Here is a 19,035-nt window from a genome sequence, read left to right as displayed (position 1 = left end):
GCTGCCCCCCTGTGGTGGCAGCATGGGCTGTGTGACGGCAGCCGCACCCATGGAGATCGAGAAGACCGAGTCGGCGGAGGAGGTCTTCGCCGTACCCGAACCCGACGTGCCCTGGGTGACGATCGTGCACAACGATCCCGTCAACCTCATGAGCTACGTGACGTACGTCTTCCAGTCGTACTTCGGCTACTCCAAGGACAAGGCCACCAAGCTCATGATGGACGTCCATCACAAGGGCCGGGCGGTCGTCTCCAGCGGCAGCCGCGAGGAGATGGAACGGGACGTGCAGGCCATGCACGGCTACGGCCTGTGGGCCACGCTCCAGCAGGACCGGAAATGACCGACGCCCGCCCGCAGGACGGAAGCAGCTGAATCACCTCCATGCCAGGACAGTTCGAACCGCTCCCCGGCGGCGGCGCGGCCGTCGCCCTCGACGACGTCGAGATCTCCATCATCCGTTCGCTCGCGGTCCAGCTCCTGGAGCTGATCGGCCCCGGCCCCGCCGAGGACGCCTCCGACGACCCGCTCGCCGAGCTCTTCGCCGAGGGGCCCAGCGAGCCGCCCTCCGACCCGGTGCTGCGCCGCCTGTTCCCGGACGCCTACGGCGACCCCGAGGGCACCCCGCAGGCCCGGGAGGCCGAGGAGCAGCGCGCGCACTCCGCCGAGTTCCGCCGCTACACCGAGAACGACCTGCGCGCCGGCAAGCGCGAGAACGCCCTCGCGGTGATCCGCGCCCTGGACGCCCTCGCGTCCGCGTCCGCGTCGGCGGGCGAGGACGGGGCGGTGCTGAAGCTGTCGCCGGGCGAGTCGCGGCAGTGGCTGGGCGCCCTGAACGACCTGCGCCTGGCGATCGGCTCCCGGCTGGAGATCGCCGACGAGGACGACTCCGACCTGCTCTACCGGCTGCCCGACGAGGACCCGCGCAAGCCCATGGTCATGGCCTATCTGTGGCTCGGAGGGCTCCAGGAGACCCTCGTCGCGACCCTTATGCCCTGATCGGTCCCGATCGCGAGGCTCGTCTGTCCGCTCAGCGGAGTCTCAAATCCGGATAACGATCCTGTCAAAGCAGTGCCCTTCTTGCCCATCTCGGGCGCCTTTTGTCCGCTTCTGTTTGTGTGACACGTCACAGGGGCCCCCTGTGATCAGTGCTGCGGCCGTGGTAAATCTTCACGACCGCCCGGCGAACACCACCCGAATGTTCGGCCGGGTGCGCCACCGAGCCGGCGGACCGCCGGCCAGGCACGAGCGGGACGCGAGGCCCGCTCAGCTCCATCATCCGGGGGGATCGAGACCCGATCCGAGGCCGACGACAGGCCCGGGTCGGCATGGAGAAAGGCGCACCACACATGACCTCTGCGCAGGTCGACACGGAGAAGGCCCCCGAAGAGGGGTACGAGCGCGGTCTCGGCAGCCGCCAGGTCCAGATGATCGCGATCGGCGGCGCCATCGGCGTCGGCCTCTTCCTGGGAGCCGGGGCCAACATCGCCAAGGCCGGCCCCAGCATCATCCTCATGTACGCCCTCGCGGGTGTGATCATCTTCTTCATCATGCGGGCGCTCGGCGAGCTCCTGCTCTACCGTCCGGTCTCGGGCTCCTTCGCCGAGTACTCGCGCGAGTTCCTCGGTCCCTTCTTCGGCTACTTCACCGGCTGGACGTACTGGCTGATGTGGGTGGTCACCGGCATGGCGGAGCTCACCGCCGCCGCCATCTACATCCACTACTGGTTCCCGGACATCCCGCAGTGGGTCTCCGCCCTGGTCTTCCTGGTCGTGCTGTTCGCCGCCAACCTGATCTCGGTCAAGCTCTTCGGCGAGATCGAGTTCTGGTTCTCGATGGTCAAGGTCACCGCCATCATCGGCATGATCGTCATCGGCGTCGGCGTGCTCACCCTCGGCTTCAGCCAGGCCGGCGACACCGCCGCCGTCTCCAACCTGTGGGAGTTCGACGGCTTCTTCCCCAAGGGCATCGGCTCGTCCCTGATGACCCTCCAGGGCGTCATGTTCGCCTACCTCGCCGTCGAGCTGGTCGGCGTCACCGCCGGCGAGTCCGAGAACCCGGAGAAGACCCTCCCGAAGGCGATCAACACCCTGCCCTGGCGCATCGCGCTGTTCTACGTCGGCGCCCTCACCGTCATCCTGGCCGTCGTGAAGTGGACCGAGTTCGCCGAGGGCGTCAGCCCCTTCGTGAAGGCCTTCTCGGTCATCGGCATCCCGGCCGGCGCCGGCATCGTCAACTTCGTCGTGCTCACCGCCGCCCTGTCCTCCTGCAACTCCGGCATGTACTCCACGGGCCGCATGCTGCGCACCCTCGCCGACAACGGCGAGGCGCCCAAGGTCTTCAGCCGGCTGTCGTCGACCAAGACCCCGGCGTTCGGCATCACGGTCTCGGTCGTCTTCATGGGCATCGGCGTCGTGCTGAACTACATCGTCCCGGAGAAGGCCTTCGGCTACGTCACCTCCGTCGCCACCGCGGCCGGCATCTGGACCTGGCTGATGATCCTGGTCAGCCACGTCCGCTACCGCCGCCAGGTCGTCGCGGGCCGCCTGCCCGCCTCCTCCTTCCCGGCGCCGGGCGGCTCGGTCTTCTCCTACGTCGCCATCGCCTTCCTGCTCTTCGTCACCGGCCTCATCGCCTACGACGCCGACTCCAGGATCTGTCTGTACGTCATGGCCGGCTGGGCCGCCGCCCTGGGCATCGGCTGGTTCGTGCTCAAGGCCCGCAACCCGCAGGTCACCGAGCGCCGCGGCGAGCCGGAGTTCGAGAAGGTCGGCTGACCGCCGCACCCTCGCTGACCAGCGCCTTCGCGCGCACCCCGGACGTCCGGCCGCACGGGCTGCTCGTGGCACCCCGGAAGGGCCGCCGCTCAGGATGTCCGGCATACGGGCCGATCCGTACCACCCACCGGTACGGATCGGCCCTTCTGCTTATGCTGGCCGCATGCTGACCCTCACCCAGGAGCTGTACGACCGGATCGTCGCCCACGCGCGCGAGGACCACCCCGACGAGGCGTGCGGCGTGGTGGCCGGTCCCGTGGGCGCCGGCCGCGCCGAGCGGTTCATCCCGATGCTCAACGCCGCCCGCTCGCCCACCTTCTACGAGTTCGACTCGCAGGACCTGCTCAAGCTCTACCGCGAGATGGACGACCGCGACGAAGAGCCGGTGATCATCTACCACTCCCACACGGCCACCGAGGCGTACCCCTCCCGCACCGACATCACCTACGCCAACGAACCCGGCGCCCACTACGTCCTCGTCTCCACCGCGGACACCGACGGCGCCGGCGATTTCCAGTTCCGCTCGTTCCGGATCGTGGAAGGCGAGGTCACGGAGGAGGAGGTCAAGGTGGTGGAGGCCTACTGATCTCGCACTTCGGATGAAAAGTGTCCGAACGATGAGATCACACTCCGGAAGCCGGACCGGGAATCGATACGATGAGCCCATGGTTCTTCTCGACGTGAGCGACAAGACGCCGGGCACGCTGCTCGTGGCGCGGCTGCACGTCGACCTGTGCAGGCTGAACAGCGCCATCTGTTGATCTTCGCTGCCGCCGTACGGCCGTGAGCCGCGGCGGGCTGCCGCGTGCCGCCGCGCGCCCCACCGAACCCACGACACCTTCCGACAGGAGCCCTCAGCCATGGCCATCGAGGTCCGCATCCCGACCATCCTCCGCCAGTACACCGACGGCCAGAAGGCGGTGGAGGGCAACGGGGACACCCTCACCGAGCTCTTCGCCGACCTCGAGACCCGGCACGCGGGCATCCAGGACCGACTCATCGACAAGGCGAACGGCGACCAGCTGCGCCGCTTCGTCAACGTCTACCTGAACGACGAGGACGTCCGCTTCCTCGACGGCATCAACACCAAGCTCGCCGACGGCGACAGCATCACGATCCTGCCGGCCGTCGCCGGCGGTATGGCCTGATCGGGATGCGGTACGACTCCCCGCTGGCCGCGGTGGGCAACACCCCCCTGGTGCGCCTGCCGCGGCTCTCGCCGTCCGAAGACGTCCGCATCTGGGCCAAGCTGGAGGACCGCAACCCGACCGGCTCGATCAAGGACCGCCCGGCCCTGCACATGATCGAGCAGGCGGAGAAGGACGGCCGCCTCACCCCCGGCTGCACCATCCTCGAGCCCACCAGCGGCAACACCGGCATCTCGCTGGCCATGGCCGCCAAGCTCAAGGGCTACCGCATCGTCTGCGTGATGCCCGAGAACACCTCGCAGGAACGCCGGGACCTGCTCGCCATGTGGGGCGCGGAGATCATCTCCTCGCCGGCCGCGGGCGGCTCCAACACCGCCGTACGGGTCGCCAAGGAACTCTCCGCCGAGCACCCCGACTGGATCATGCTGTACCAGTACGGCAACCCGGACAACGCCGGAGCCCACTACACCGGCACCGGCCCCGAGATCCTCGCCGACCTGCCCTCGGTCACCCACTTCGTGGCCGGACTCGGCACCACCGGCACCCTCATGGGCGTCGGCCGCTACCTGCGCGAGCACAAGCCGGACGTGAAGATCGTCGCCGCCGAACCGCGCTACGACGACCTGGTCTACGGCCTGCGCAACCTCGACGAGGGCTTCGTGCCCGAGCTGTACGACGCCTCCGTACTCACCACCCGCTTCTCGGTGGGCTCGGCCGACGCGGTCACCCGCACCCGCGAACTCCTCCAGCAGGAGGGCATCTTCGCGGGCGTCTCCACCGGCGCCGCCCTGCACGCCGCCATCGGCGTCGGCAGGAAGGCGGTCAAGGCGGGGGAGAGCGCGGACATCGTCTTCGTCGTCGCCGACGGCGGCTGGAAGTACCTCTCCACCGGCGTCTACACCGCCGCCACCACCGAAGAGGCCATCGAGACCCTCCACGGCCAGCTCTGGGCCTGACGCCTCATCGGGCGAGGTGCCGCACCTGGTCCCACAGGGCCGGGTCCACCTCGCCCACCCGGCGCCGGAAGTCACCCACCGGGACCCGGCGCAGCTCGTCCGTCTCCAGGTAGCTCGCCCGCCCCCGCCCGTCCCCGACGGCTCCCGGCGGCAGCGGGATCACCCCGGCCCGCCCCTCCCGGTACCTGCTGGTGATCTTCGCGACCAGCACCTGCCGCCCGCGCACCGCGATCACCAGGCACGGCCGGTCCTTCGCACCCCGGACGTCCTCGAAGGGCACGTTCGCCCACCAGATCTCCGCGGGCCGCGGCCGCACCGACCGGCCCCGCGGACCCAGCGGACCCCGAGGCCGCCCCGGCGGACGCCGGCCGCCCCCGGGCCGCCGCCGCCCGGCGCCCCAGCCGTCGACGACCGCGGCGACGAGCGCGAGAAGCACCACCGCCGCGAGCGCGAGCCACCAGGACGTGTCCATGCGACGACGTTACCGGCGCGCGCCCGCGCCGCGCGCCCCCTCGTGGGCCCCGGGCGCCCCAGTTCCAGCCGAACCGGTGACACCACAGGTGAGTTCGCCCACAACGGCCCCTGGCGGAGGAGCGACCAAAGGTTTTGCGCCTTACGCTCGACGGACCGCACGACCCCCGTCTCTTCCCATCCGCCAGCGGAGGTTTCTGCTTCATGAAGCTCACCGTCGTCGGCTGCTCGGGGTCGTTCCCGTCCGCGGAATCGGCCTGCTCGAGCTACCTCGTCGAGGCCGACGGCTTCCGGCTGCTCCTCGACCTGGGCAACGGAGCCCTCGGCGAGCTGCAGCGCCACTGCGGTCTCTACGACCTCGACGCGATCTTCCTCAGCCACCTGCACGCCGACCACTGCATCGACATGTGCGCCTACTTCGTGGCGCGCTACTACCGGCACGACGGCGGCCGCTGCGACCCCCTCCCCGTCTACGGGCCCGAGGGCACCGAGCACCGGCTCACCACCGCCTACGCCGACACCCCCTCCGCCTCCTCCATGAGCGAGGTCTTCGACTTCCACACGGTCAAGCCGTCCACCTTCGAGGTCGGCCCCTTCACCGTGCACACCGAGCGCGTCGCCCACCCCGTGGAGGCCTACGCGATCCGCGTCGAGCACGGCGGCCGGTCGCTGACGTACTCCGGCGACACCGGCACCACCCCGGTGCTGGACGAACTCGCCCGGGACACCGACCTGTTCCTGTGCGAGGCCGCCTTCACGCACGGCAAGGAGAACATCCCCGACCTCCACCTCAACGGGCGCGAGGCGGGGCAGAGCGCGAGCCGGGCCGGCGCCCGGCGCCTGGTCCTCACCCACATCCCCCCGTGGACCGACCCGCAGATCAACCTGGCCGACGCCCGCGAGGTCTACGACGGCCCGGTGGACGTGGCGGCGCCGGGCGCGGTGTACGAGATCTGACGCCGGCGCCCACCCGGACGCGACGAGGCCCCCGGAGCTGCGGCTCAGGGGGCCTCGGTCGTGCGGCGCTCACGCGCGGCGGGGTCTCACGCCTTGGTGAGGTCCTCGACCTCCTCCTCGGGCTCGCGGCCCGGGGTCTTGAGGTCGAACTTGACGATCGCGAAGCGGAACGTCACGTAGTAGATCGCCGCGAACACCAGGCCGATCGGGATGATCAGCCATGGCTTGGTCGCCAGGTGCCAGTTCAGGGCGTAGTCGATGAAGCCGGCCGAGAAGTTGAAGCCGGCGTGCACCCCGAGGCCCCAGGTCACCGCCATCGAAACGGCCGTCAGCACCGCGTGCAGCACGTACAGGACCGGCGCGATGAACATGAAGGAGAACTCGATCGGCTCGGTCACACCGGTGACGAACGAGGTCAGGGCGAGCGAGACCATCATGCCGAGGACGGCCTTGCGGCGCTCGGGCCGGGCGCAGTGCGCGATGGCGATCGCGGCGGCCGGCAGACCGAACATCATGATCGGGAAGAAGCCCGCCTGGAACAGTCCGGCGTTCGGGTCGCCGGCCAGGAAGCGGGTGATGTCGCCGTGCACGACCTCACCGGCGGAGTTGGTGAAGTCACCGAGCTGGAACCAGGCCACGGTGTTCACGAACTGGTGCATGCCGACCGGGATCAGCGCGCGGTTCACGCCGCCGAACAGGGCGGCGCCGCCGGAGCCGAGGCCGGTCATCCACTCGCCGAAGTTCGAGATGCCGGTGCCGATGGGCTCCCAGACCAGGCCGAAGAAGACGCCGACGACGATGCCGACGAAGGCCATGATGATCGGCACCAGGCGGCGGCCGTTGAAGAAGCCGAGCCAGTCCACCAGCTTGGTGCGGTGGAACCGCTGCCACAGAACGGCGGAGAGCAGACCCATGATGATGCCGCCGAGCACACCGGGGTCGTTGTACGTCGCGGCGATGTCCTCGCCCTTCTGCACCACCGCCTCGGTGACCGGGAAGGCCTGGAGGACCTTGCTGTAGACGAGGAAGCCGACCACGGCGGCCAGGGCCGTCGAGCCGTCCGCCTTCTTGGCGAAGCCGATGGCCACGCCTATGCAGAACAGGATCGGCAGCGAGCCGGTGAGGGCACCGCCCGCGTTGTTGAAGACGGCGGCGACCTTGTCCCAGCCGAGGCCGTCCTTGCCGAAGATGTCGTCCTGGCCGAGCCGGACCATGATGCCCGCCGCCGGCAGTACGGCGATCGGGAGCTGCAGGCTGCGGCCGACCTTCTGCAGGCCCTGGAAAAGGCCCTGTCCCCGCTTCTTTGCGGGGGCCGCCGTTGCGGTGGCGGTGCTCATAAGTCCTCCATCGGGTGATGGTCTACACCACTGAGTGGTGTAGACCTGTTGTAGCACGATGAAGGCCGCGTAAGGAACCCGCGAATCCGCTACCGCGGCACTACGCGCAGTGCCGGTCGAGCACCCCAGGTCAGACCCCCTCCGGGGCGCGACGGAGCGCGCCGAAGGCCCCCGGACGGCAGGTCCGGGGGCCTTCGCGAGACCACGCTCCCAGGGTACGTGAGGTCTACACCTTGGTGACGTCCTCGACCTCGTCCTCCGGCTCCCGCCCCGGAGTCTTCAGGTCGAACTTCGTGATCGCGAACCGGAACACCACGTAGTACACCGCCGCGAACACCAGGCCGATCGGAATGATCAGCCACGGCCTGGTCGCCAGGTTCCAGTTGATGACGTAGTCGATCAGCCCCGCCGAGAAGCTGAACCCGTCGTGCACCCCGAGCGCCCACGTCACCGCCATCGACACACCCGTCAGCACCGCGTGCACCGCGTACAGCGCCGGCGCGACGAACAGGAACGAGTACTCCAGCGGCTCGGTGATGCCCGTCACGAACGACGTCAGCGCCACCGACAGCATCAGACCGCCCACCTCCTTGCGGCGGTGCGGCTTCGCGCAGTGCGTGATCGCCAGCGCGGCGGCCGGCAGCGCGAACATCATGATCGGGAAGAACCCCGACGTGAACTGACCCGCGTCGGGGTCCCCGGCCAGGAACATGTTGATGTCGCCGTGCACCACCGTGCCGTCCGGCTTCGTGAAGCTGCCGAACTGGAACCACATCGGCACGTTCAGGAACTGGTGCAGCCCGATCACCAGCAGCGCCCGGTTCGCCAGCCCGAACACACCCGCGCCCCACGAACCGATCCCGTTCAGCCAGTCACTGAAACTCTCCAGCGTGTCGCCGATCGGCGGCCACACCCACAGGCACAGCGCCGCGAACAGGATCGCCACGAACGCCATGATGATCGGCACCAGCCGGCGTCCGTTGAAGAAGCCCAGCCAGTCCACCAGCTTCGTCCGGTGGAAGCGCTGCCAGAAGTACGCCGACAGCAGCCCCATCACGATGCCGCCGAACACCCCCGGGTTCTGGAAGACGAACGCCGTCACCGTGCCCGACCCGTCGGTCACCTGGCAGCCGATCTGCGGGATCGCCTTCGACCCCTCCGGACAGTCCTCCGGGAACTGCCGCAGCACGTTGAAGTAGACGAGGAACCCCGCCACCGCCGCCAGCGCCGTCGAACCGTCCGCCTTCTTCGCCATCCCGATGGCCACGCCGACGCAGAACAGCAGCGGCAGCCCCAGCGAACCGTCGAGCAGGGCACCGCCCGCACCCGTCATCACCTTCGAGACGTTCGTCCAGCCCAGACCGTCGTCCCCGAACACGTCCGGCTGCCCCAGCCGGTTGAGAATGCCCGCGGCGGGCAGGACCGCGATGGGCAACTGAAGACTGCGGCCCATCTTCTGCAAGCCCTGGAACGCCTTGTTCCAGCGGGCACGCGCAGGACTGACCGCACTCTCGGCACTCATCCGGTCTCCATCCGGTCGCCGGTACACTGGTGTAGACCAGTTGCGGGACGGTTCCGCAGTCGTGACGCCATCATTCGGTACACACCGCATGACCGCTCGCGAAGATGGGCCAACTGTGGGTTACTGCGACAAAGCGGTTCGGATCAGGGAGAAGGAACATGGCCAGCAAGGCTGAGAAGATCGTCGCCGGCCTCGGCGGCATCGACAACATCGACGAGATCGAAGGCTGCATCACCCGCCTCCGCACCGAGGTCAACGACGCTTCCAAGGTCGACGAGGCCGCCCTGAAGGCCGCCGGCGCCCACGGCGTCGTCAAGATGGGCACCGCCATCCAGGTCGTCATCGGCACCGACGCCGACCCGATCGCCGCGGAGATCGAAGACATGATGTGAGCCACCCGCTCACCGGCAAGGGGCCTCTCCCACGGCGGGACAGGCCCCTTCCGCACGGGCGGCTAGGCTCACCCGCATGTCACGAATCGACGGCCGCACCCCCCAACAACTCCGCCCCGTCACCATCGAACGCGGCTGGAGCAAGCACGCCGAAGGCTCCGTCCTCGTCTCCTTCGGCGACACCAAGGTCCTCTGCACCGCCTCCGTCACCGACGGCGTCCCGCGCTGGCGCAAGGGCAGCGGCGAAGGCTGGGTCACCGCCGAATACGCCATGCTGCCCCGCGCCACCAACACCCGCGGCGACCGCGAATCGGTCAAGGGCCGCATCGGCGGCCGCACCCACGAGATCAGCCGCCTCATCGGCCGCTCCCTGCGCGCCGTCATCGACTACAAGGCACTCGGCGAGAACACCATCGTCCTCGACTGCGACGTCCTCCAGGCCGACGGCGGCACCCGCACCGCGGCCATCACCGGCGCCTACGTCGCCCTGGCCGACGCCATCGGCTGGGCCCAGGGCAAGAAACTGATCAAGCCGGGCCGCAAGCCCCTCACCGGCACCGTCTCCGCCGTCTCCGTCGGCATCGTCGGCGGCACCCCGCTCCTCGACCTCCGCTACGAGGAGGACGTCCGCGCCGACACCGACATGAACGTCGTCTGCACCGGCGACGGCCGCTTCGTCGAGGTCCAGGGCACCGCCGAGGCCGAACCCTTCGCCCGCGACGAACTCAACACCCTCCTCGACCTCGCCACCGCCGGCTGCGCCGAACTCGCCGACCTCCAGCGCAAGGCCCTCGACACCGCCCTCGAACGGTAAAGAGGACACCAAGAAAACGACGCCCGGCGCGCAACTCCACCGCCCGCCGCGGCGTCTTCGGCAGTACGGGCGTACGGTCCCATCGCCGTACGCCCGGCACAGCACCGCACACGGGCCGCCCGGCCCTGTCCCAAGGGGAGGACCGAGACCCATGGCCGCGACCCGACGCCGCCGCCGTCGCCGCACCGCATACGCCGCCGCAGCCCTGGCGACCGCCGCCCTGACCATGGGCCTGACCACCGGCTGCGACGCCGTCGACAAGGCACTCGACTGCGTCCGCACGGCCGACGCGATAGCCGACAGCGTCACCGAACTCCAGCAGGCGGTGGAGAACGCGTCCGACCCGACGCAGCTCGAGGAGTCCCTCGACTCCATCGACAAGAACCTCGACAAGATCGGCGACCAGACCGACAACACCGACGTCAACAAGGCCGTCGACGACCTCGGCAAGGCCGTCGACAACGTCCGCACCTCGGTCCACAACGGCGACAAGACCCCCGACATCAGCCCCGTCACCGACGCCGCGGGCGAACTGACGAAGGTCTGCACGCCGTAAAGGCAGCGCGCGAGGTCCGGGATACTGGGCCCATGACCCGCCTGATCCTCGCCACCCGCAACGCCGGAAAGATCACCGAACTGAGGGCCATCCTCGCCGACGCGGGCCTGCCCCACGACCTCGTCGGCGCGGACGCCTACCCGGAGATCCCCGACGTCAAGGAAACCGGCGTCACCTTCGCCGAGAACGCCCTCCTCAAGGCCCACGCCCTCGCCCAGGCCACCGGCCTGCCCGCCGTCGCCGACGACTCCGGCCTCTGCGTCGACGTCATGAACGGCGCCCCCGGCATCTTCTCCGCCCGCTGGGCCGGCCGCCACGGCGACGACAAGGCCAACCTCGACCTCCTCCTCGCCCAGATCGGCGACATCGCGGACGAACACCGCGCCGCCCACTTCGCCTGCGCGGCGGCCCTGGCCCTGCCCGACGGCACGGAGAGGGTGGTCGAGGGCCAACTCCGCGGCACCCTCCGCCACGCCCCCGCGGGCACGGGCGGCTTCGGCTACGACCCGATCCTCCAGCCGGACGGCGAGACCCGCACCTGCGCGGAACTGACGGCGGAGGAGAAAAACGCGATCAGCCACCGAGGCAAGGCCTTCCGGGCGCTGGTGCCGGTGGTGCGGGAACTGCTGGGCTGAAGGCACAGGAAAAGTCCCCGGACCCAAGAACGAGGTACGGGGACTTCTCGCGGTGCGCCCGGTCGGATTCGAACCGACAAACACAACCACCTAAAGATTGCCGCTCGGCCGTTGGCGTACGGGCGCCCGATCGGCCCTACTCTACTGGGGAGGAAGGGTGCGCCGCTGCCCACCTCGGCACCAGGTGTCTGTCGAGGCATGGCAGTTCGGACAGAGCAGCTGCAAATTTTCCCGTCGGTCGTCACTCCAGTCGCCGTTGACGTGATCGATCTCCAGCGTCATGGGCTTCCCCAGCCACTCGGGGCCGGTGCCGCAGCCTACGCATTTCTCCGGCACTCCCAGGGCGCGGAGCGCCCGACGCAGCAGAGCAGTCCTCGTGCGGCGTTTACCGCCGTGCTTGACCAGTATGTCCTCGGGTTGCCTGAGCGGGGTGACGCCTGGCCTGCCGCGCTGGTGGGCCTGTCCCAGGAAATGTGCTGTTGACAAGCCTTCCTCGGTGATCCACCGGCGCAGCAGGGCGCGCTGCGTGCCGTTGTCCGGCCGCTCCAGTCGACGCAAGGCCTCGGCAATCGAGACCGAGCCGGTAACCGCCGCGTGGAGTTCTGCGGACGTGGGTCGGGTGCGGGCATACCGCATGTAGTCGCTCATGTGCCGGTACGCCCTTTGCCACGTCCTCGGTAACTGTCCGTCGTGGAGTGGCAGTTGGGGCAGAGCAGACGGAGGTTCTCGATGCGGTTGTCCCGCCAGTTGCCGTCGACATGGTCGACTTCCAGGGGGAGCGGCCGCCCCCGCCAGACAGCCCCGGTACCGCAGAGCGCGCACCGCTCCGGCACGCCGACATGCATCATGGCCCACTTGATCCGGTCGCTCGGGATACGCCTGGCCTGCCCGGGCACCTGCTCGACGAGCAGGCCTTCCGGCGTTCGGGGGCGCCACGACTTGCCCTTCCGGGTCGGCACCTGAAAGTGGGAGATGTCGATGCCGTACGCCTTGACCCGGCGACTGATGTGCGTGTGATGTCCGCCGACCACTTCCAGCCCGAGATGCCGCAGAACCTCGCACATGTTCGTCGAGGCCGACACGGCCTCCTGGAGGACTTCTCTGGTCCACTTCACGCCCTCGCGTTGGAAGTGCGACACGTCCACCCCGAGCCTCTTCATCCGGCCCAGCACGTATCGCCGTGTCGGACTCTTCGGATCCACCCCCAACCGCACCAACGCCTCGGACAGCGTCCGAGCCCCCCGAGCAGCCTCCTCCAGCCGTTCCCGGCTGTACGCACTGGCCCCCATCGAGCCCCTCCGTTCTCGGCCACTCGTTCGTGGCCTCGTACGGAGTAACGAACCGTTTATCGGACCGTCACGCGCGGCATGCGGAAGGGCCCGTACCGGACAGCGCCGGTACGGGCCCCGCAAGGAATCCTCAGATGCCCAGGTCCTTGATGATCTTGGCCACGTGGCCCGTCGCGCGGACGTTGTACAGGGCCCGTTCGACCTTGCCCTGCTCGTCCACGACGATCGTGGAGCGGATGACGCCCATGTAGGTCTTGCCGTAGTTCTTCTTCTCGCCGAAGGCGCCGTACGCGTCGAGGACCTTCTTGTCGGGGTCGGCGAGGAGCGTGACCTTGAGGGACTCCGTGTCGCGGAACTTGGCGAGCTTCTCCGGCTTGTCGGGGGAGATGCCCAGCACGTCGTACCCGGCGGCGGCCAGCAGCTCCAGGTTGTCCGTGAAGTCGCACGCCTGCTTGGTGCAGCCGGGGGTAAGCGCGGCAGGGTAGAAGTAGACGATGACCTTGCGGCCCTTGTGGTCGGCCAGGGACACCTCGTTGCCGTCGGCGTCCGGGAGGGTGAAGGCGGGGGCGGGGTCCCCCGGCTGCAGTCGCTCGCTCATCGGCACAGCGTAACCGGGGGTCCTGACAGTGCAGAGCAGTGAGTAGCTGACAGACTGTCCCGAACAGCGTCAGCAGACTTCGGAGGCCGTACGGTGGCGGACACGTCGGACATCAGAACCCCGGCGCAGATCGAGGCGGACATCAAGCGCCGCCGCGAGGTGCTGGCCGAGACGCTCGACGAGATCGGGGTGCGGGTGCACCCGAAGACGATCATGGGCGATGCGAAGGCCAAGGTCGCTTCCAGCGTCGACCACACACTCGGACGGGCGTACGTCCAGGTCAATCGTGTGGTCAGCGATGTGAAGGCGCAGTTCGTGGACGAGGAGGGCTCGCCGCGGCTGGAGCGCGTCGTGCCGGTGGCCCTCGTCGTGGTGGGAGTGGTGGGCCTGCTCACCCTCGGCACCCGGCGGCGCAGGGACTGAGGCGGGGCAGGTAGGTTTCAGGGCGTGAGCGCCAAGAGAAACGACAACGCTTCCCCGGACGACAAGCTGCCCATCCGGATGCTGCACGACCGTGTGCTCGTGCGGCAGGACACCGGTGAGGGCGAGCGGCGTTCCGGGGGCGGCATCCTGATCCCCGCCACGGCGGCGGTCGGCAAGCGGCTGGCCTGGGCCGAGGTCGTCGCGGTGGGGCAGAACGTGCGGACGGTGGAGCCCGGCGACCGGGTGCTGTACGACCCGGAGGACCGCGCGGAGGTCGAGGTGCGGGGCACCGCGTACGTGCTCATGCGCGAGCGTGACCTGCACGCCGTGGCCGCGGACCGCTTCGAGGGTTCCGAGGACTCGACCGGGCTGTACCTGTAGGACGGTCGGCCAGGACGGTCGGCGAAGGGGCTGGTGACCACTGTCACCAGCCCCTTCGTGCTGTCTTTGCTACCTTGGAGGCATCCCGACGAGACGCGCCGTACCGGGTTGAAGGAAAAGACGACGCACCCCGTTCAGTTCGCTCCACGGAGGTGCCTGTCATGGCGTGGGTTCTGCTTGTCGTCGCCGGTCTGCTCGAGGTCGGCTGGTCGATCGGGATGAAGTACACCGAGGGTTTCACCCGGCTCGTGCCGAGTCTGTTCACCGGTGCCGGGATCGTGGCCAGCATGATGCTGCTGTCGTACGCCGCCCGGACCCTGCCCATCGGTACCGCCTACGGCGTGTGGGTGGGGATCGGAGCGGCCGGTGCGGCGGTGCTCGGCATGGTGGTGCTGGGTGAGCCGGCGACCGCCGCCCGGATCTTCTTCATCTGTCTGCTGCTGGTCGCCGTGGTGGGGCTGAAGGCGACCTCGGGTCACTGACCCGGCGCGGGGGTCATTCGTCCCGCGGGGTGGCGGGGAGGCCGCCGACGAATCCGCCGTTGTCCGGCTCGCCGCCGCCCGCTCCGCCCGGTTCGCCGTCGTCGGTGCCGCCGTCGCCGTTGTCCCCGTCTCCGGTCCCGCCGCCGGTGGGGCCGGGTTCGGTGCTCGGGCCGCCGATGGTGGGGCCGCCGGTCGAGGGGTCGCCGTCGCCGCCGGTGTCGCCGGGTTCGGTGCTGGCGCCGCCGTTGTCGCCGGGGGTGGCGCTGCCGGTCTCCTCGTCGTCGGTGCCGTCCTCGTCGCCCGTGCCGCCGTCGGACTCGTCGCCGGTGCCGGTGTCGTCGGAGGGGTCGGCGGAGGGGGGCGCGGTGACGTCGGCGCCCGCCTGGAGCTGGAGGTCGAAGTCGGTGACCGGCTCGCCCTTGAGGGCGTTGCGGGTGTACTGGGCCCAGATCTCGGCGGGTGCGCCGCCCCCGTTGATGCGGTCGAGGCCCATGACGCCGTAGAGGGGCTTGTGGGCGGCCGTGACGGGGTCCTGGCCCATGACGGCGACGACGGTGGCGAGGTCGGGGGTGTAGCCGGCGAACCAGGCGGCCGTGTCCTCCTCGGCGGTGCCGGTCTTGCCTGCGGCGGGGCGGCCTGCGGCCTGGGCGGCGGTGGCGGTGCCGTTCTGGACGACGCTGCGGAGCACGGACGTGGTGGTGTCGGCGGCCTCGCGGCTGACGGCCTGGCTCTCGCGCCGCTCGGGCAGTTCCACCGCGTGCTTGCCGTCCTTCATGACCTTCTCGACCAGGGTGTAGGTGCCGTGCCGGCCGTGGTTGGCGAGGGTGGCGTAGGCCTGGGCCATGTCGAGGGGGCTGGCGGTGGCGGTGCCGAGGGCGATGGCGGGGCCTTCCGGCATCTCCGGGGTGTCGGCGGCCAGTCCGAGGTCGACCGCGGTCTTCTTGACCGTGCCGGGGCCGACGTCGACGGCCATCTGCGCGTACACGGCGTTCACGGACTTGTCGGTGGCCTCGCGGACGGTGATGTTGCCGTAGTCGTGGTGGTCCTCGTTCTCGGGGGCGTAGTGGGTGCCGCTCCAGCCGTCCACGGGGCGTTCGCTGTCGCCTTCGTAGACCGTGTTCGGGTTGATCATGCGGCCGTCCTGGGTGTCGGCGTGGTTCTCGACGGCCGCGGTGAAGACGAAGGGCTTGAAGGTGGAGCCGACCTGGAAGTCGCGGCGGGTGGCGTTGGGCGTGTACTGCTTGACGTAGTCGATGCCGTTGTACATCGCGACGACCTTGCCGGTCTTCGGGTCGACGGAGGCGCCGCCGGCGCGGACGTAGGTGTCGACCTTGCGGTCCTTGTCCAGTTCGGACATGAGCTGGTCGTCGACGGCCTTGACGAAGGCGTCCTGCTTGTCCTTCTGGAGTGTGGTGGTGATGCGGTAGCCGCCGCGGTCGAGGTCTTCCTCGTCGACGACGCCGTTCTTGATCAGGTAGTCCTTGACGATGCGGACGACGTAGCCGCGCTGTCCGGACATGCCGGTGGAGACGGTGGTCTGCTTGGGGGCGGGGAACGTCAGCCCGGCGCGTTCGGCCTGGTCGAGCCACTTCATCTTGACCATGCCGTCGAGCACGTAGTTCCAGCGGGCCTCGGCGGCGCCCTTGTTCTCCGGGTGGGCGACGACGTCGTACTGGCTGGGTGCGTTGAGCAGGGAGGCGAGGTAGGCGCCCTGGGCGGCGGTGAGCTCGGTGGCGTCGACGCCGTAGTAGGCCTGGGCGGCGGCCTGGATGCCGTAGGCGCCGCGGCCGAAGAAGCTGGTGTTGAGGTAGCCCTCGAGGATCTCGTCCTTGCTCTTCTCCCGGTCGAGCTTGATCGAGATGAAGAACTCCTTCACCTTGCGGGTGACGGTCTGCTCCTGTGCCAGGTAGTAGTTCTTGACGTACTGCTGGGTGATCGTGGAGCCGGACTGCTTGCCCTTGCCGGTGGCGGTGTTCCAGCCGGCCCGGATCATCGCCATGGGGTCGATGGCGGACTCGGTGTAGAAGTCGCGGTCCTCGGCGGCGAGGACGGCGTGCTGGGCGTCCTTGGAGATCCGGGCGAGGCCGACGTTCTCCCGGTTGATCTCGCCGTCGCGGGCGAGGACGCTGCCGTCGGCGTACAGGTAGACGTTGCTCTGCTGGGTGGCGAGGGCGTTGGCCGACGTCGGGATCTGCACCAGCGAGTAGCCGAGGAAGAAGCCGCCGATCACCAGCAGGACGCCGACGACGAAGGCGCCCAGCGTCATGCGCCAGGTGGGGATCAGCCGGCGCCATCCGGTCCGCTTGGGCCTCTTCGGCTTCTTCGGCGTCGCCGTTCCCGGTTGCGAGCCCTGGTCAGGCTGCTGCGGCTCGTCGCTCATCTCGTGCACGGACTCCTGTTTCGCGTCGTACGGTCTGGTCTCGTACGGCCTTGTACGCTTCTGCGTCCTCTGTTGAAGACTCTCGCACCGGGCGTTCCGTTCCCGCTTTGCGGCACACCCGTGAAATCGGGTGCCGCCGTCCGGGACTCCGGACGGTGCCCCGGTAATTCCGTGGTGTGCCCCGTCGCCGTCGTACTAGGCTCCTGCGCTTTGCTGCCGGGCGGAGGTGGAGGCCTTGGGCGTGGGTTCGGGACGGTTGTACGCGGCCGTCGCGGTGGGGGGATTCAGACGGTACGCGACGTATCGGGCGGCCACCGCCGCCGGGGTGTTCACCAACACGGTCTTCGGGCTGATCCTGGTGTACACCTATCTGGCCCTGTGGGACGAGAAACCGCAGCTCGGGGGCTACGACCAGGCGCAGGCGGTCACTTTCGTGTGGCTGGGGCAGGCGCTGCTGGCGGCGCTGGCGATCGGTGGCGGCGGTGTCGAGGCCGAGTTGATGGAGCGCATCCGTTCGGGTGACATCGCCGTGGATCTGTACCGGCCGGCCGATCTTCAGCTGTGGTGGCTGGCGGCGGACGCGGGGCGGGCGCTGTTCCAGCTGCTGGGGCGCGGGGTGGTGCCGTTCGTGTTCGGGGCGCTGTTCTTTCCGGTGGCGTTGCCGGGGGAGGTGTCCAGGTGGCTGGCGTTCCTGGTGGCGGTGGGGCTGGCGATGCTGGTGGGTTTCGGGTTGCGCTATCTGGTGGCGCTCTCCGCGTTCTGGCTGCTGGACGGCACGGGGGTGGCGCAGATGGCGTGGATCGCGGGGCTGTTCTGCTCGGGGATGCTGCTGCCGTTGAACGTGTTCCCGGGCGCGCTCGGCGAGGTGGTCCGGGCCCTGCCGTGGTCGTCGCTGCTGCAGGCGCCGGCCGATGTGCTGCTGGGGGAGGCGGATCCGCTGCGGACCTTCGCCTTCCAGGCGGGGTGGGCGGTGGCGCTGCTGGCGGTGGGGCGGCTGGTGCAGTCGGCGGCGACGCGGCGGGTGGTGGTGCAGGGTGGCTGAGACGACCGCGGGCACGGACACGGACACGGGCGCGGGCGCGGGCGTGGAGGCGTGGGAGGGCCGGGGCGGCCGGGTCGGGGCGGGGCTGCGGGCGTACGGGCTGATCGCGGGCATGTGGATCCGGTCGACGATGGCCTACCGGGCGTCCTTCGCGCTGACGACGCTCGCGAACTTCGCGGTGACCGTGCTGGATTTCGTGGCGATCCTGCTGATGTTCTCCCGGGTCGACGCGCTGGGCGGTTACACGCTGCCCGAGGTGGCGTTCCTGTACGGGCTGTCCGCGGTCTCCTTCGGACTGGCCGACCTGGCGATCGGCTCGATGGAGCGGCTGGGGCGGCGGGTGCGGGACGGCACGCTGGACACGCTGCTGGTGCGTCCGGTGCCGGTGCTGGCCCAGGTGGCCGCGGACCGGTTCGCGCTGCGCCGGCTGGGCCGGGTGACGCAGGGCGCGCTGGTGCTGGGTTACGCGCTGGTGGTGCTGGACATCGACTGGTCGGCGGCGAAGCTGCTGCTGATGCCGGTGATGCTGGTCAGCGACGCGGGGATCTTCGGCGCGGTGTTCGTGGCGGCGGCGGCCTTCCAGTTCGTGGCGCAGGACGCCTCCGAGGTGTCGAACGCCTTCACGTACGGCGGTACGACGATGCTGCAGTACCCGCCGACGGTGTTCGCGCAGGAGCTGGTGCGGGGGGTGACGTTCGTGGTGCCGCTGGCGTTCGTGAACTGGCTGCCGGCGAGCCGTGTGCTGGAGCGGCCGTATCCGCTGGCGCTGCCCGGGTGGGTGGCGTTCACGCCGCCGCTGGTGGCCGTGGCCTGCTGCGCCCTCGCGGGGCTGGCGTGGCGGGCGGGGCTTCGTTCGTACCGGAGTACAGGGAGTTAGC

The 19,035-nt window shown here is 69.5% G+C and carries 24 protein-coding genes, 1 tRNA gene and 1 riboswitch; of the genes, 17 read left to right on the top strand and 8 right to left on the bottom strand.

Annotation, left to right across the window (positions count from 1 at the left end):
* Positions 1–22 precede the first annotated feature (22 nt).
* The 7 genes from clpS (at position 23) to ACGF3H_RS05390 (ending at position 4,878) form a co-directional block, all read left to right on the top strand.
* A complete protein-coding gene (gene clpS / locus ACGF3H_RS05420) occupies positions 23–340 on the top strand; it encodes an ATP-dependent Clp protease adapter ClpS (RefSeq protein WP_003975895.1) in 318 nt (105 codons plus the stop codon).
* Positions 341–381: 41 nt separating this feature from the next.
* A complete protein-coding gene (locus ACGF3H_RS05415; RefSeq protein WP_362499086.1) occupies positions 382–996 on the top strand; it encodes a DUF2017 domain-containing protein in 615 nt (204 codons plus the stop codon).
* Between the two features lie 350 nt (positions 997–1,346).
* Positions 1,347–2,774, top strand: a complete 1,428-nt coding sequence (locus ACGF3H_RS05410) for an amino acid permease (protein WP_362499083.1) — start codon at positions 1,347–1,349, stop codon at positions 2,772–2,774.
* A gap of 163 nt (positions 2,775–2,937) precedes the next feature.
* Complete coding sequence (locus ACGF3H_RS05405) at positions 2,938–3,360, top strand: M67 family metallopeptidase (RefSeq protein WP_362499080.1); 423 nt, start codon at positions 2,938–2,940, stop codon at positions 3,358–3,360.
* A gap of 79 nt (positions 3,361–3,439) precedes the next feature.
* A complete protein-coding gene (locus tag ACGF3H_RS05400; RefSeq protein ID WP_362499078.1) occupies positions 3,440–3,535 on the top strand; it encodes a putative leader peptide in 96 nt (31 codons plus the stop codon).
* 99 nt (positions 3,536–3,634) lie between these two features.
* The gene (locus tag ACGF3H_RS05395; protein WP_362499075.1) at positions 3,635–3,922 is read left to right on the top strand and encodes a MoaD/ThiS family protein; all 288 of its coding nucleotides are present in this window, start codon (positions 3,635–3,637) and stop codon (positions 3,920–3,922) included.
* 5 nt (positions 3,923–3,927) lie between these two features.
* Positions 3,928–4,878, top strand: a complete 951-nt coding sequence (locus ACGF3H_RS05390; RefSeq protein WP_362499072.1) for a cysteine synthase — start codon at positions 3,928–3,930, stop codon at positions 4,876–4,878.
* 4 nt (positions 4,879–4,882) lie between these two features.
* Here the strand turns inward: ACGF3H_RS05390 and ACGF3H_RS05385 are convergent, their stop codons facing one another.
* Entirely contained in the window at positions 4,883–5,350 is a 468-nt protein-coding gene (locus ACGF3H_RS05385; protein ID WP_362499070.1) for a type II toxin-antitoxin system PemK/MazF family toxin, read from the bottom strand.
* A gap of 203 nt (positions 5,351–5,553) precedes the next feature.
* Here ACGF3H_RS05385 and ACGF3H_RS05380 point away from each other — a divergent pair, with 203 nt between their 5' ends.
* Entirely contained in the window at positions 5,554–6,306 is a 753-nt protein-coding gene (locus ACGF3H_RS05380; protein ID WP_362499067.1) for an MBL fold metallo-hydrolase, read from the top strand.
* 86 nt (positions 6,307–6,392) lie between these two features.
* On the opposite strand, the gene ACGF3H_RS05375 is transcribed toward ACGF3H_RS05380, so the two are convergent.
* Positions 6,393–7,643, bottom strand: coding sequence for a PTS transporter subunit EIIC (locus tag ACGF3H_RS05375; RefSeq protein ID WP_362499064.1), 1,251 nt, complete (start codon positions 7,641–7,643; stop codon positions 6,393–6,395).
* A 226-nt stretch (positions 7,644–7,869) separates the two neighbouring features.
* On the bottom strand, positions 7,870–9,165 hold the full coding sequence (locus ACGF3H_RS05370) for a PTS transporter subunit EIIC (protein WP_362499060.1): 1,296 nt from the start codon (positions 9,163–9,165) through the stop codon (positions 7,870–7,872).
* A 158-nt stretch (positions 9,166–9,323) separates the two neighbouring features.
* On the opposite strand from ACGF3H_RS05370, the gene ACGF3H_RS05365 reads away from it, so the two are divergent.
* The 4 genes from ACGF3H_RS05365 to rdgB all read left to right on the top strand — a co-directional run bounded on the left by ACGF3H_RS05365 (position 9,324) and on the right by rdgB (position 11,562).
* Positions 9,324–9,557: a PTS glucose/sucrose transporter subunit IIB gene (locus ACGF3H_RS05365; RefSeq protein WP_362499057.1), complete on the top strand. Its 234-nt coding sequence runs from the start codon at positions 9,324–9,326 to the stop codon at positions 9,555–9,557.
* 76 nt (positions 9,558–9,633) lie between these two features.
* Complete coding sequence (gene rph / locus ACGF3H_RS05360) at positions 9,634–10,371, top strand: ribonuclease PH (RefSeq protein WP_362499054.1); 738 nt, start codon at positions 9,634–9,636, stop codon at positions 10,369–10,371.
* Positions 10,372–10,522: 151 nt separating this feature from the next.
* On the top strand, positions 10,523–10,927 hold the full coding sequence (locus ACGF3H_RS05355) for a hypothetical protein (RefSeq protein ID WP_362499051.1): 405 nt from the start codon (positions 10,523–10,525) through the stop codon (positions 10,925–10,927).
* Between the two features lie 32 nt (positions 10,928–10,959).
* Positions 10,960–11,562, top strand: a complete 603-nt coding sequence (gene rdgB, locus ACGF3H_RS05350; RefSeq protein ID WP_362499049.1) for an RdgB/HAM1 family non-canonical purine NTP pyrophosphatase — start codon at positions 10,960–10,962, stop codon at positions 11,560–11,562.
* Between the two features lie 53 nt (positions 11,563–11,615).
* Here rdgB and ACGF3H_RS05345 read toward each other — a convergent pair.
* The 4 genes from ACGF3H_RS05345 to bcp form a co-directional block, all read right to left on the bottom strand.
* Positions 11,616–11,688, bottom strand: a tRNA-Leu gene (locus ACGF3H_RS05345).
* Positions 11,689–11,703: 15 nt separating this feature from the next.
* The gene (locus ACGF3H_RS05340; RefSeq protein ID WP_393816456.1) at positions 11,704–12,210 is read right to left on the bottom strand and encodes an HNH endonuclease; all 507 of its coding nucleotides are present in this window, start codon (positions 12,208–12,210) and stop codon (positions 11,704–11,706) included.
* Positions 12,207–12,851: an HNH endonuclease signature motif containing protein gene (locus ACGF3H_RS05335; protein WP_362499046.1), complete on the bottom strand. Its 645-nt coding sequence runs from the start codon at positions 12,849–12,851 to the stop codon at positions 12,207–12,209. The genes ACGF3H_RS05340 and ACGF3H_RS05335 overlap by 4 nt, the downstream gene beginning before the upstream one ends.
* Before the next feature lie 130 nt (positions 12,852–12,981).
* A complete protein-coding gene (bcp, locus tag ACGF3H_RS05330) occupies positions 12,982–13,449 on the bottom strand; it encodes a thioredoxin-dependent thiol peroxidase (RefSeq protein WP_362499043.1) in 468 nt (155 codons plus the stop codon).
* A 93-nt stretch (positions 13,450–13,542) separates the two neighbouring features.
* Between bcp and ACGF3H_RS05325 the strand changes: the two genes are divergently transcribed.
* From ACGF3H_RS05325 to ACGF3H_RS05315, 3 genes are all read left to right on the top strand, one after another.
* Positions 13,543–13,872, top strand: coding sequence for a DUF3618 domain-containing protein (locus ACGF3H_RS05325; protein WP_362499041.1), 330 nt, complete (start codon positions 13,543–13,545; stop codon positions 13,870–13,872).
* Between the two features lie 24 nt (positions 13,873–13,896).
* The gene (locus tag ACGF3H_RS05320) at positions 13,897–14,253 is read left to right on the top strand and encodes a co-chaperone GroES (RefSeq protein ID WP_362499039.1); all 357 of its coding nucleotides are present in this window, start codon (positions 13,897–13,899) and stop codon (positions 14,251–14,253) included.
* Between the two features lie 63 nt (positions 14,254–14,316).
* A riboswitch (guanidine-III (ykkC-III) riboswitch) is annotated at positions 14,317–14,383 on the top strand.
* Between the two features lie 31 nt (positions 14,384–14,414).
* On the top strand, positions 14,415–14,735 hold the full coding sequence (locus tag ACGF3H_RS05315) for an SMR family transporter (RefSeq protein WP_362499036.1): 321 nt from the start codon (positions 14,415–14,417) through the stop codon (positions 14,733–14,735).
* A 13-nt stretch (positions 14,736–14,748) separates the two neighbouring features.
* Here the strand turns inward: ACGF3H_RS05315 and ACGF3H_RS05310 are convergent, their stop codons facing one another.
* Positions 14,749–17,115: a transglycosylase domain-containing protein gene (locus ACGF3H_RS05310; protein WP_362499034.1), complete on the bottom strand. Its 2,367-nt coding sequence runs from the start codon at positions 17,113–17,115 to the stop codon at positions 14,749–14,751.
* A 235-nt stretch (positions 17,116–17,350) separates the two neighbouring features.
* Here ACGF3H_RS05310 and ACGF3H_RS05305 point away from each other — a divergent pair, with 235 nt between their 5' ends.
* Positions 17,351–18,157: an ABC-2 family transporter protein gene (locus ACGF3H_RS05305; RefSeq protein ID WP_362499032.1), complete on the top strand. Its 807-nt coding sequence runs from the start codon at positions 17,351–17,353 to the stop codon at positions 18,155–18,157.
* Entirely contained in the window at positions 18,150–19,034 is an 885-nt protein-coding gene (locus ACGF3H_RS05300; RefSeq protein ID WP_393816455.1) for an ABC transporter permease, read from the top strand. Before ACGF3H_RS05305 ends, ACGF3H_RS05300 begins: the two co-directional genes overlap by 8 nt.
* The last annotated feature ends 1 nt before the right edge of the window (position 19,035 follow it).

The sequence above is a fragment of the Streptomyces sp. NPDC048185 genome, from assembly GCF_043202495.1.
Taxonomy (GTDB): domain Bacteria; phylum Actinomycetota; class Actinomycetes; order Streptomycetales; family Streptomycetaceae; genus Streptomyces.
The sequence above is the reverse complement of the archived record's forward strand: the minus strand, read 5'-3'. Positions and strand labels throughout refer to the sequence as shown.